The organism is Streptomyces sp. V3I8 (assembly GCF_030817535.1).
Lineage (GTDB): Bacteria > Actinomycetota > Actinomycetes > Streptomycetales > Streptomycetaceae > Streptomyces.
The window spans coordinates 8640583-8652810 of record NZ_JAUSZL010000002.1; the positions used below are offsets into that span (position 1 = coordinate 8640583).

Sequence of the window (12228 nt, forward strand, 5' to 3'; positions counted from 1 at the left end):
CTCCGACGTCTTGCGTACGACCCGACCGGCGAGGTTCGAACAATCCTGTATGAGGAGTCCATGTGAGCTCGAAACCTGTCGTACTCATCGCGGAAGAGCTGTCGCCGGCCACGGTGGACGCTCTGGGCCCGGACTTCGAGATCCGGCACTGCAACGGCGCGGACCGGGCCGAGTTGCTGGCCGCGATCACCGATGTGGACGCGATCCTGATCCGTTCGGCGACGAAGGTCGACACCGAGGCGGTCGCCGCGACGCGGAAGCTGAAAGTGGTCGCGCGGGCCGGTGTCGGTCTCGACAACGTCGACGTCCCGGCCGCGACGAAGGCCGGCGTGATGGTCGTCAACGCGCCGACGTCGAACATCGTGACGGCCGCGGAGTTGGCCTGCGGTCTGCTGCTCGCCACCGCGCGCCACATCCCGCAGGCCAACACCGCCCTGAAGAACGGCGAGTGGAAGCGCAGCAAGTACACGGGTGTCGAGCTGGCGGAGAAGACCCTCGGTGTCGTGGGCCTGGGCCGCATCGGCGCGCTCGTCGCCCAGCGCATGTCGGCCTTCGGCATGAAGGTCGTCGCCTACGACCCCTACGTACAGCCGCCGCGGGCCGCGCAGATGGGGGTGAAGCTGTTGTCCCTGGACGAGCTGCTGGAGGTCTCCGACTTCATCACCGTGCACCTGCCGAAGACGCCGGAGACCCTCGGTCTCATCGGCGACGAGGCACTGCACAAGGTCAAGCCGTCGGTGCGGATCGTCAACGCCGCGCGCGGCGGGATCGTCGACGAGGCCGCGCTGTACTCGGCCCTCAAGGAGGGCCGGGTCGCCGGCGCCGGCCTCGACGTCTACGCGAAGGAGCCCTGCACGGACTCCCCGCTCTTCGAGCTCGACCAGGTCGTCTGCACCCCGCACCTCGGCGCCTCCACGGACGAGGCGCAGGAGAAGGCCGGCATCTCCGTCGCCCGCTCGGTGCGCCTCGCGCTCGCCGGTGAGCTGGTCCCGGACGCGGTGAACGTCCAGGGCGGCGGCGTCATCGCGGAGGAGGTGAAGCCGGGGCTGCCGCTCGCTGAGAAGCTCGGCCGCATCTTCACCGCCCTGGCGGGCGAGGTCGCGGCCCGTCTCGACGTCGAGGTGTACGGCGAGATCACCCGGCACGACGTGAAGGTGCTCGAACTCTCGGCGCTGAAGGGTGTCTTCGAGGACATCGTGGATGACGCGGTGTCGTACGTGAACGCGCCGCTGTTCGCGCAGGAGCGCGGTGTCGAGGTGCGGCTGACGACCGTCTCGGAGTCCACGGAGCACCGCGATGTCATCACGGTGCGCGGGATCCTGTCCGACGGCGAGGAGGTCGCGGTCTCCGGCACGCTGTCCGGTCCGAAGAACCTCCAGAAGATCGTTGCGGTCGGCGCGTACGACGTGGACCTCGCGCTCGCCGACCACATGGTGGTGCTGCGTTACGAGGACCGTCCGGGGGTCGTCGGCACGGTCGGCCGGATCCTCGACGAGGCGGGCATCAACATCGCCGGCATGCAGGTCTCCCGCTCGGCGGCCGGGAGCGAGGCACTGGCGGTCCTCACCGTCGACGACGCGGTCCCGCAGGAGGTCGTCAACGAGGTCGCCGGGGAGATCGGCGCCACGTCCGCCCGGTCGGTGAACCTGCCCGGATGAGTATCCGGTCCGCACCCGAGGGGCCCTTCGCCACCGTAGGGCCCCTTCCCGCCCGGCCGGCGACGACCGGCGGGAGCCCGTCCGCGTCCTCCGTGGCGTCGGGAAGGCCGAAGAGGATGCCACCGCCTCAGTGCTGGCGCCGGGCGGCCATCCACTGCCAGAGGTGGGTTCCGTCGATGCCGGGGTCGTTGCGGGCGACGTAGATCCACGACCAGTGGCCGGCGAACTGGTGGCCGTTTCGGACCACGTGGTCGTAGAGCGTCATCAGCGAGCCAGGGATGAGGCCGTGCGCGTGGACGGTGTTGGCCTGCGGGTCCACGGTGGTGTCGTCGAGCGAGGCGACGAGCCAGCTGGGGGTGCTGATCCCCGCCAGCTCGCTGTCGGGGATCAGCGGTGCGCCACCGGGCGGGAAGGACGTGACAACGCCGCAGACCGGCACGGAGGCGGCGAAAAGGGTGGGATAGACGGTGGTCATCTTCATGCTCATGTAGCCGCCGTTGCTGCAGCCGGCGACGTAGATCCGGTCGTGGTCGATGCGGTTCGCGCGCGTGACGTCGCCGATGATCCCGCGGATGAGGGGTGCGAAGCGCGGGCCGTCCTGCATCCAGGCGGACGTGCTCTGCGGGACGAGGACGTAGGCCCCGTCGAAGATGCGTTGCGCCTGGGGGGTGGCGAAGCCCAGCGCGCCGCGGTTGGCCCGCAGCGTGGTCTCGTTGTCGTAGTAGCCGTCGGGCAGTGAGGCGCCCTCGCCTCCGCCGTGCAGCCACACGATCAGCGGGTGCCTGCCCCGCCGGGAAGCGTGGGAGCCGGTGGGCGAGTACAGCCGGTACTTCATTCCCGCGCCGGAGATGTGGGAGCTGAACGCGTCGACCTCGGGGTCCGACAGGCGACGGTCCTGCACGAAGCTCTCGATGGTGATCGACCGGTGGTCGCGCAAGACGATCGGGGCGCGCTGAGTGATGGTGTAGGTGAGGTCGAGCATGACGTTACGGCCCCTGCCCGCGATGTAGCCGAGGGTCCCGCCGCCGGTCTGCCCCTCGGCATGGCTCAGGTCGAGCACGATGTCGCCGCGGCGGTCGAGCCGGACAGCGGTCACCGTGCGGTCGAGGTCGTACTCGCCGAAGATGACGTCTCCGGCGGCGATGGGGATCGGACTGGTGGCCTTGGCCCGCACGTCGAAGGTGGCGGGGGTCAGGCCGGCCGGGTCGATCGGGCCGAGCCGGGCAGTACCGAGGGTGATCGAGGTGACCTGTTCGCCGCCGTCGAGCACCTGGGCGTTCAGGGTGAACCTCACGCCGGTGGTCGCATGGTCGTCGGCGTACGCGGCGACACCGGGCAGGGACAGGCCGGCGGCGGCGCCGGTGCCGGCGGCCAGAACGGTGCGACGGCTGATCGGTGTTGCCATGCGGGCTCCTTGTGGGGTGAGGAGGCTCTGTCGCGGGCTGTGCGGCGAATTCGGCGGTGCGGATGAAGCCGCTGAGAGTTGATGGCGACCCACCACGTGCGGGATCAGGTCCGTACACGATCAGGCCGTACACGATCAGGTCCGTGCAGGATCGGGATGGGCAGTGTCATGGGCAGGACAGAGGGGGCACCGCCGGCACGTTACCGGCGTTGCCCCGTGGCGGACAGGTGCCGCTTCGGCTTTTCTCCTGACGGTGACGTGAACGGTCTCGTGCCGCGCGGCAGTCGTTTCGCCCGTACCCGGCCAGGTCTGCGGGCAGGTGCCGGGCCCGGGGACACGGCGGGAGCGGAGCCGCTGGGCGAGCAGCGCGAGGGCGGCGAGGAAGGAGACCATGGCGGCGTAGGCGACGGACGTCTCGTGGAGCGTCTGTGGGTGGCCGCGATTCCGGCGACGACCGCGGGCACGCTGAAGGACAGGTAGGAGATCACGAAGGCCGCGGAGGGCAGTTCGCCGCGCTCGGAGGGTGCGGCCATGCGGGCCGGCGTGCCGAAACCGGCGAGGGAGGAGGTGCCGAACCCGACCCCGGCACCCTCGCCCTCATGCACGCCACCATCGGCAGCGCCGGCCTGAGGCACAGGGCCCGCCCGGCAGGCGGAGCGGCCGACGAGTGGAGCGGCCGGCGGGCCGGCCGGGGCGGTGAGGGACTGCCCGTTCGCGAGACGGACGTGCGCCGTGTGCTTCGCGGGAAGCCGTGGGCCTTCGCGAAAACCCGTTGGCGGTCCACGGGGACGACTGCTACTTTTCCGGAGGCCGTGCGAGAGAACGAGGAGGTGGTACCCGTGGACGCAGTATCGACATGGGTGCTCCCCTCCGGGGTCACGGTCGGGCGATAGGTCGTCCGGGAGCGCCGCTCTGTGCACTCCCGAAAGGCATGACCATGCGATTCACTTCCGAGCAGCGCCTCGACGACGGCGTCCTGGAACGCGAATTCACCCTCGGCGAGATCCCCGGCACCCTGTGGACGCCCGGATCCGGCGCACCGGCCCCGCTGATCCTGATGGCCCACAACAACGGCCTGCCCAAAGCGGAGCCCCGGCTGGTGGCCCGGGCCCGGTACACCGCGGCGCACGGCTACGCGGTGGCCTCCATCGACGCCGCCGGGTGTGGGGACCGTCCCCGTTCCGCCGCCGACGAGCAGGCGCGCGCCGACCTCCGTCGGGCGATGCAGGCCGGTGACCCGGTCGACGAGATCTTCGAGTCCTTCATCGGCCCGCTGGTCGAGAACGCGGTCCCGGAATGGCGGACCACCCTGGACGCCCTCCTCGAGCTGCCCGAGGTCAGCGGCCCGGTCGGTTACTCCGGGGGGTGGACCGCCCTCGGCATCCGGCTGGCGGTGGTCGAGCCGCGCATCGCGGCGGCAGGCTTCTTCGCCGGGGGCTACGTCCCCCGTGCCCAGCGCGAAGAGGCCCGGCAGGTCACCGTTCCGCTGCTGTTCCTGCTGCAGTGGGACGACGAGGGGAACCCCAGGCAACGGGCCCTGGACCTGTTCGACGCCTTCGGCAGCAAGGAGAAGACACTGCACGCCAATCCGGGCGGACACACGGGCACTCCGTGGTTCGAGCTGGAGGACGGGTGCCGATTCCTGGACCGACACCTGAAGTGAGGCGGGACTGTCCGGCGATCGGCGGACGGTAGGTAGGTCCGGCGCCCATGGACAAGGCCGTCCCCGGGCCGGCCGGTACGACCCTGTCCGCCGACCCGATCAGTGGGTCGGCGGACAGGGCGTGCCCGGTTCAGCCGGTGTGCGGGCAGTTACCGCGGTACTCCTCGATGGTGGTGCTCGCCGGAGGCAGCGGGCACAGGAACTGTTCGTAGCGGGTGTCGTTGTCGATGAACCGCTTCAGCCAGGAGACGCTGTACTTCGCGACCGTGGTGTTCGACGAGGTCGGGGCGGAGTGCGTGGCGCCGTTCAGCTCCAGGTAGGCGCGGTTCAGGACGGACGGCATGCTGGTGTAGAAGGGCTCGGCGTGCGAGGAGACCGGGGCGACCGTGTCACCGTCCGCCCCGACGACCAGGGTGGGCGTCTTGATCTCCGGCCAGGTCTTGTCCGTGTTCCACGGGGTCAGCGGGATCGAGGCCTGCAACGACGGCCGGTCCTTGGACGCTTCGAGCGAGCCGCCACCGCCCATGGAGTGCCCCATGACGCCGAGCCGGGTGCTGTCGATCCGGGTGCGGACGCTGCTGCTCTGCGTCAGGTAGTCCAGGGCGGCGAGCAGTTGATCGCCACGGCTGGCCGGCTGGTCGAGGGTGCTGAGGGTGTCGATGGTGATCACGACGAAGCCCTGGGACGCCAGTCGGGGGCCCAGCCACGAGACCGACGACTGGGAGGCGGTGAAGCCGGGCGAGATGGCGACCGCCCCGAACGTGCCGTCGCTGGTGGTGGTCGGGTAGTAGACGGTGCCGCCGCCGAAGCCCGTCACACCGGCCCGGGACACGGTCGTCTGTGAGACGGCGTACGAGCCTCGCGCGGCCTCGATGCTGGCGGTGGTCGGCGCCGGGCCTCGTTCGTAGGGGTTGTCCGCGGCGTCCGCGACACCGGTGAGGGAGGTGGTCAGACCGGCGAGGGCGGCGGCCGTGGCCAGCAGCGTCATGAGCCGGCCGCGCGGTCGGCGGCGCGGGGCACTCCCCGCCCGCGCGGAAAAGCCGGGGGCCGGGGAGGAAACGGGAGTGGGGGATGCCTGCACGAACGGTCCTTTCACCAGGTTCCGTGGGTGACACCGGAGCGGTGGCTCCGGTGGTGCGTGCCCTGCTCATGGCCGGTCGAGCGGGCCCGTGGCTGGTCGAGCCCGGGCCTGCCCGGCTGCGCCCGATGCGGGTCGCGGGGCGTGGCGTCACGTCACGGAAGCAACGAGGTTGTCTCGGATGTCGCATGGGCGGTGCACGGTCCTGCGTGCGAAACGGACCCGGTGGGACGACACGCGACCGGGCCGTGGGGGCCCGTGCCGCTTGAAGCAGCAACACCATAGGGCGACTCCGCCTCGGCGCCATCGGCGAAACCACCTGTTTCGTCGGCGGATCCGCCGAGGCTCGGCCGGGTTCTCGGCCACGGTGGCAGGAACCGCGGCGATTCCCTGACGTGGAGGGCCGAGTTGCCGGTCTTTCGCAGGATCGTGCACCCGGGCCGCCGCGACCTCGGCGAACCGCACGGCGTGTTCGCCGAACCGTTCGCCGGGTGCCGGGACGAGCGCCGTTGCGGTGGGCGCGGGTGAAACGCGAGGAGCTCAGCGGTCCGAGGAGCTTCGGCGGCAACGTCGGCCGGACGTGCCGGAGTTATGACGGGCGCCCACCGAACTGCCAGTTGTGCACCTCGATGTGGGCGTACCGGTCCGGGGTCAGGATGGCGCGCGCCGTGTCCGGGTCCGGCGCCCGGAGCAACGCCGCCGTGCCCAGCCAGGTGGCGCCGTTGTCGGACAGCAGCGGCCCGTAGGCGATCAGCTCGTCCCGGTCGGACGGCACCGCGAGGTCGTCGGTCCGGCCCGCGCCGAGGCCGAGCACCAGGTACCGGTTGCCGCCGTCCCGGCCGCCGGGGAAGTCCCACATGGTGCGCCCCAGCATGTTGCGCCACCGTCGCAGCAGCACGTCGCGGTAGACGCCGGCCTGGTAGTTCGGCTCGTCGAAGGCGAAGGCGCGGGCGGCGGCGGGATCGGGCAGGTCCAGGATGTGCACGCTTCCGGTGGGTGTGTCGCCGTCGTCGGCGAAGGTCGGACCCCGGGCGATCATCTCCTTCGCGTACCGGTCCATGTACGACCAATGCCTTTGCAGCAGTTCGTCGCGCAGCGACAGCGATCCGGGCCGGTCACGGTGGTGGCACAGGAATTCCATGCCCATAGAGTCTCTTCGACGAGGGGCCGGGTCGAACGGGTTTCACCGCGATGCCCCTTCGGTCCGCCGGGCGAGGTCACCGTGCGCTGGAGCGCGGGCCGAAACGAGGGGAACGCCCCGGCGTTCTCCGGAGTGCTCGGCGAGTTCGCGGGCGGCGCGTCATCGCCGGGGTCCGCGAGGAGTTCGGACCGCTGTTCGCCGCGTCACCGCCGCCGCAGTGACCCGTTCGCACGCAGACCGGGAAAGCTCCGGGCGCGGACAACGGCGCGGTACCCCTACCCGCCATGACCTGACAGGTGTATGACAGGACATCAGTATGACATCGGCTCGGAACATGCCGATGGCCGCATGGCACGCCGTCGCATCGTCAGGAGATCTCATGAGACCTCGGCACGTTGTAAGGACGGCAGCACTGGCTGCCGCAGCGTCCTCCACCCTCGTCGCGGCCAACCTGCCCGCACCCGCGGCGGACCTCCCCGTCGTCACACCCGCATCCGAGACGCCCGCCGTCTTCGACGACGAGGACGGCGGGAACGCCAACGCGGACGACCCCGCCATATGGCGTAACGCCGCCCGGCCGGGGCGCAGTCTGGTCATCGCCACCGTCAAAGAGGGCGGCTTACGCGTATTCGACCTGAACGCACACCAGGTGCAGTCCATACCGGCGCCGAGACCTCGGACGAACGACGACGCACCGGGCCGGTTCAACAACGTCGACCTCGTCTCCGGTCTCACTCTGCCGACCGGCCGCGCCGACGTGGCCGTCGTCAGCGACCGCGGCAACGACAGGCTGCGGATCTACCGCATAGACCCCTCCCGTCCGGGCGGTCCGCTCACCGACATCACCAGCCCGTCCGCGGCCCCCGTCTTCTCGGCGGACCAGTCGGAGATCAACGAGCAGCGCACCGCGTACGGCATCGCCACGTGGAAGGACCGCGCCACCGGACGCTCGTACGCTCTGGTCAGCCGCCGCAACGAAACCCGCATCGCTCTGCTGGAACTGCGGCCCGCCGCCGACGGCACAGTCGGCTACCGCAAGATCCGTACCCTCGACCTGCCCGGCACGTTCCGCCTCCCCAACGGCGCGTCATGGGCTCCGTGCGGCGAACCCGGAGAGTTCCCGCAGGTCGAGGGCATGGTCGTCGATCCTGCCAACGGAATGCTGTACGCGGGGCAGGAAGACGTCGGCATCTGGCGACTGCGCGCCGATCTCACCGCGGCATCGACGCTCGTCGACAAGGTCAAGGAGTACGGCGTCCCGGGTGTCTACGACGAAAGCACGGAAGAGTGCACCTTCGGCACCGACCCCGGGTACGGCGGCGAGCGGCTGGCAGCCGATGTCGAGGGACTGACCCTGCTCGAGGGATCGGACGGCGACGGGTACCTCTTCGCCTCGAGCCAGGGCGACGACACCTTCGCGCTCTACAGCCGGGAGACCGAGGACGGCAACGCGTACGAAGGCGGTTTCCGCGTGGTGGCCGCCGACACGGTGCTCGACGGCTCCGAGGAGTGCGACGGCGCCGCCGTGCTCGACGCTCCGCTGGGAAGGCTCTATCCGCGCGGCCTGCTGGTCCTCCAGGACGGTCACGACACCCCCGCGGTCACTGACGGCCAAGGCCGGGAACGCGAGTCCACCGGCTTCAAGTTCGTCGACCTCGGCACCGTGCTGGAACGCGTCGATCCGTGACGGCTGAAGACCTGCAGTCATAACGCCTTGGCGCCGGTGACCGCGACGGGAAGGGGGGAGGGGGGAGGGGGGAGGGGTAAGCGGGTGTCTAGAGCCCCAGCACTTCGCCGTACTTGATGGCCCCGTGGGGCAGCGCGAAGCCGAACGGGGTCAGCGACTTGCCCTGCGGGTAGGTCTCCTCGGTGCTGCTCGGTGCGAACCAGACACCACCGGACCTGGGCTCACCGGCGTTCTCCCCGGGAGCGCTCACCGCGGTGTCCCACAGCCCGTCGCGGTTGTAGTCGCCGACGGCCAGCCGGGCGCCGAAGCGGTCGCCGGCCTCGGCGGTGCCGGGCACGTTCGGGGTGCTCTGGCTGCGGGCCGGCCCTCCGTGGAGGCCGTGCTCCGTGCCGTTCATCGTGACGTATCCGCCCGCGTCCTTCACGGTGCCCACGTCCTCGCCGGGCACGCCGACCACCAGTTCCGGACGGCTGTCGCCGTTCAGGTCGCCGGCGGACAGCGCGGCGCCGAAGTCGTCGCCCTCCTCGGCGGCGCCGCCGACATCCGGGGCAGACTGCGTGACGCACTCGTTCTCGGTGCCGAAGCGCGCGGTCCTGGAGCCCTTGAGCAGGAGCACCGCGCCGCCGAGCCGGTCCTGGCAGTGCGTGCTCTGCGACTCGGGGTTGGGTTGTACGAGGCCGACCGCGAGGTCGTCCGTACCGTCCCGGTCGAAGTCGGCGCTGGCGAGCGTGCTGCCGCGGTCGGCGTCGGCCCACCACCGGGCGGGCGTGGCCTTGTCGTCCCAGCGCGTGATGAAGGTGCCGGAGCTCTCCAGGGCCTTCCAGGTGGTGGCGAGGTCGTCCCGGCCGTCGCCGTCGAAGTCACCGGTGGCCAGGTCGCGGGTGCTGCCGCCCATGCCGTAGTCGCGCAGGGTGGTGGTGGTCACCGGGTCGGCGGTGAGGGGGCCCGGGCGGAACCGGAGCGCGCCGTGCTCCTCGCCGTTCTCGCCGTAGGCGAGGTCGGTGTCGCCGTCGCCGTCGTAGTCCCCCGTGGCGATGGTGCGGCCGATGCTGCTGAACCGGGTCGTGCCCCGGGCCACGGTGGTGCCCTCGATGTTCCACCCCGAGTTGTCCAGGACGGTGATGGTGCCCTCGTCCTTGAACCGGTCGGAGGTGAGCGACTCGCCGTTCGCGCCGACGACGAGCTCGAAGACGCCGTCGCCGTTCACGTCGACGGGCGCCACGGAGGAGCCGAAGTGGTCGCCCGCCTCGGGCGTTCCGGGTATGCCGGCCTCGGCCTGGCTGATGACGCCGGTGGACTGGCTCGGGCTCTGCGGACCGCCGTAGATCACGCTGACGTAGCCGGCCTCGGCCTTGCCGTTCACCGTGGCATCGGGCATGCCGACCGCGATGTCCGCGTATCCGTCGCCGTTGAAGTCGAACCGCGCTGTTGTCGCGGCTGCGGCGCTTCCGGCGAGCGGCAGGGTCAGACCGGCGGCGGTGAGTGCCGCTACGGCGGCGGTGGCGGCAAGGGTACGTACACGCACGGAGCAACTCCCGTAATGGAAAGGAAAAGACGAGGAGGAAGGACTCCCGGAGCTGTGACTCACGAGGCGTACGAAGGGTTGTGCGAAGGTGACTGCGCGTCAGAGGCTGAAAGCACCGCCCTCGATGAGGACGAGAAGGCCGAGGACGAGAAGGCCGAGGACGAGAAGGCCGAGGGCGATCAGGACGACGGGCAGCAGGATGTGCCCGCAACGGGAGAGGGCCTTGGCGACGACCGGGCGGGTGGCTCCACGGTGTCCGGGCGACCGGGCGACCGGGCCACCCGGGACGGAGGCCGTGGCCCGAACAAGGCCGGGCGGCCCGCCCTAGCCTGCTGACGTGTGCGCCGTGCCCGCGGCGCGGAGACGCTGGCGGAGGAAGAGGGCCGCGCGGTCCAGTGCCTCGTCGGCCTCGTCCAGGACGCCGACGAACGACTGGAACACATGCGGCACGTCAGCGGTGATGTCCAGGATGACATCCACTCCGGCCGCCCTCGCCCGCGCGGCCAGGCGCGTGGAGTCGTCCAGCAGGATCTCGTTGGTGCCCACCTGGATGAGCATCGGGGGGAAGCCGGTCAGGTCGGCGAGGACGGCCGGGCTGAGCAGGGGCTGGTGCGGATCGGCGCCGGCGAGGTACAGGGCTCCGGTGTGCTCCACGGACCTGCGGGTGAGGATCGGGTCGAGACCTTCCTTGGTGTCCATGCTCCCGCCCGTACGGGTGGCGTCGAGGCCCGGGGAGAACGTCACGACGGCGGCGGGCAGCGGGAGGCCCGCGTCGCGGGCGGCCAGGCAGGTCGTGACGGTGAGGCCGCCACCGGCCGAGTCCCCGGCGAACACGATGGCCGAAGGGTCCTGACCGCTCTCCAGAAGGGCGCGGTAGGCGCTCAGCGTGTCTTCGATCGCGGCCGGGAACGGGTGCTCGGGGGCGAGCCGGTAGTCCACCGAGTACGCCTCGAAGCCGGTCTTGGCAACGAGGTGTCCCGTCAGCGACAGCACGCTTTCGGGGGAGCCGTACACCCAGCCGCCACCGTGGAAGTACAGGATCGTCCCGGCGCGCGGCCCGTTGTCCGGCTCGACACGCAGTGCGGGCCGGTTGCCGAGCGTCGTCTGCGCGGTGCGGATGCCGTCGGGCACGATCATCCGGGCCATCAGCGCCTCGAATCCGGCTCGGATCGCCTCGACCGACCGAGGGCCCTCGGGTCGCGGCTGCCGCAGCATCGCGTCGATCTGCGCGCGTTGTTCCTTGCTCATCTTCCACTCCAGCCGTAAGTAACTTCCACTGCACTATATGCCGAGGCATATAACGTAGACTATATGCCGTGACATCCAAAGCAAGCGGTGAGACGGTCGACCTCCCGGGCTTCTTCGCCGACCTGGTCCGATGCGAGACGCGTCTGTACAACGCCCTCAACGACCGTCTCCGTGAGCGGCACGGGATCGTCACCTCGCAGTTCGAGGCCCTGCGCTACCTGCGCGACCGCCCCGGGTCCCGCGTGGCGGACCTTGCTGCCGAATTCGCCATCGGCGTCGGGGCGACCAGCAAGACCGTGGACCGTCTGGAGAGGCAGGGGTGGGCCGTCCGGCAGCCGAATCCATCCGATCGACGGTCCTCGCTGCTGGCCCTGACCGACGACGGCTCTCGGCTTGTCGGCGCGGCGGAGGAAACCTTCACCGAAGCGGTGGCCGAGCTGATCGGAGGCGCGCTCGACAGTTCCTCGGCGTCGGCCGCCGCACGGGCCCTCTCGAAGCTGCGCTCCGTGCTCGAACACGAGCAGATCGGCACGCCCACAGGCTGATCGGCGGCCCGGAAGGGCGGACCGACGGCGGGGCCGCTGGCGGGACCGTCGTGCGGTGGCGGCGACCCGGGACGGGGGTGCGGCCGGGGCGCCGTGCGTGAGCCCTCTCCCGTATCCGGCGACCTGCCGGCGAAAGCCCTGGTTGCCCTGTCCTGTTCTGCACCGACCTGCCCTGCCCTGCTGGGTCCACTTCGAGATGCCTGCCCGCCGGGCGGCCTGAACGTGCCGCGCCCTTCGGTAGGGGCGTGCCGCGTGGCCGCGAGCAGTCGATCGGCGTC

At 70.8% G+C, this 12228-nt stretch carries 11 protein-coding genes; 6 read left to right on the forward strand and 5 right to left on the reverse strand.

Going from position 1 to position 12228, the window contains the following annotated elements:
* Positions 1–62 precede the first annotated feature (62 nt).
* Entirely contained in the window at positions 63–1658 is a 1596-nt protein-coding gene (gene serA / locus QFZ75_RS38115; RefSeq protein ID WP_307543991.1) for a phosphoglycerate dehydrogenase, read from the forward strand.
* Positions 1659–1785: 127 nt separating this feature from the next.
* On the opposite strand, the gene QFZ75_RS38120 is transcribed toward serA, so the two are convergent.
* Positions 1786–3063, reverse strand: coding sequence for a prolyl oligopeptidase family serine peptidase (locus tag QFZ75_RS38120; RefSeq protein ID WP_307543992.1), 1278 nt, complete (start codon positions 3061–3063; stop codon positions 1786–1788).
* 258 nt (positions 3064–3321) lie between these two features.
* Here QFZ75_RS38120 and QFZ75_RS38125 point away from each other — a divergent pair, with 258 nt between their 5' ends.
* Entirely contained in the window at positions 3322–3543 is a 222-nt protein-coding gene (locus QFZ75_RS38125; RefSeq protein WP_307543993.1) for a hypothetical protein, read from the forward strand.
* Between the two features lie 457 nt (positions 3544–4000).
* A complete protein-coding gene (locus QFZ75_RS38130) occupies positions 4001–4726 on the forward strand; it encodes a dienelactone hydrolase family protein (protein ID WP_307543994.1) in 726 nt (241 codons plus the stop codon).
* A gap of 130 nt (positions 4727–4856) precedes the next feature.
* On the opposite strand, the gene QFZ75_RS38135 is transcribed toward QFZ75_RS38130, so the two are convergent.
* Positions 4857–5807 (reverse strand): alpha/beta hydrolase, encoded by a 951-nt coding sequence (locus tag QFZ75_RS38135; RefSeq protein ID WP_307543995.1) that lies wholly within the window; start codon positions 5805–5807, stop codon positions 4857–4859.
* Between the two features lie 586 nt (positions 5808–6393).
* Positions 6394–6945 (reverse strand): YciI family protein, encoded by a 552-nt coding sequence (locus QFZ75_RS38140; RefSeq protein ID WP_307545075.1) that lies wholly within the window; start codon positions 6943–6945, stop codon positions 6394–6396.
* 379 nt (positions 6946–7324) lie between these two features.
* Between QFZ75_RS38140 and QFZ75_RS38145 the strand changes: the two genes are divergently transcribed.
* Entirely contained in the window at positions 7325–8632 is a 1308-nt protein-coding gene (locus QFZ75_RS38145) for a phytase (RefSeq protein WP_307543996.1), read from the forward strand.
* A gap of 88 nt (positions 8633–8720) precedes the next feature.
* Here QFZ75_RS38145 and QFZ75_RS38150 read toward each other — a convergent pair whose 3' ends face one another.
* On the reverse strand, positions 8721–10157 hold the full coding sequence (locus tag QFZ75_RS38150; RefSeq protein ID WP_307543997.1) for an FG-GAP and VCBS repeat-containing protein: 1437 nt from the start codon (positions 10155–10157) through the stop codon (positions 8721–8723).
* Between the two features lie 54 nt (positions 10158–10211).
* On the opposite strand from QFZ75_RS38150, the gene QFZ75_RS38155 reads away from it, so the two are divergent.
* Positions 10212–10493 carry a hypothetical protein gene (locus tag QFZ75_RS38155; RefSeq protein WP_307543998.1) on the forward strand — a complete coding sequence of 94 codons (282 nt, stop codon included), beginning with the start codon at positions 10212–10214 and terminating at the stop codon, positions 10491–10493.
* Here the strand turns inward: QFZ75_RS38155 and QFZ75_RS38160 are convergent.
* Complete coding sequence (locus tag QFZ75_RS38160; RefSeq protein ID WP_307543999.1) at positions 10482–11405, reverse strand: alpha/beta hydrolase; 924 nt, start codon at positions 11403–11405, stop codon at positions 10482–10484. The two genes, QFZ75_RS38155 and QFZ75_RS38160, sit on opposite strands and share 12 nt — an antisense overlap.
* A gap of 68 nt (positions 11406–11473) precedes the next feature.
* Between QFZ75_RS38160 and QFZ75_RS38165 the strand changes: the two genes are divergently transcribed.
* A complete protein-coding gene (locus tag QFZ75_RS38165) occupies positions 11474–11950 on the forward strand; it encodes a MarR family winged helix-turn-helix transcriptional regulator (protein WP_307544000.1) in 477 nt (158 codons plus the stop codon).
* Positions 11951–12228: the final 278 nt, after the last annotated feature.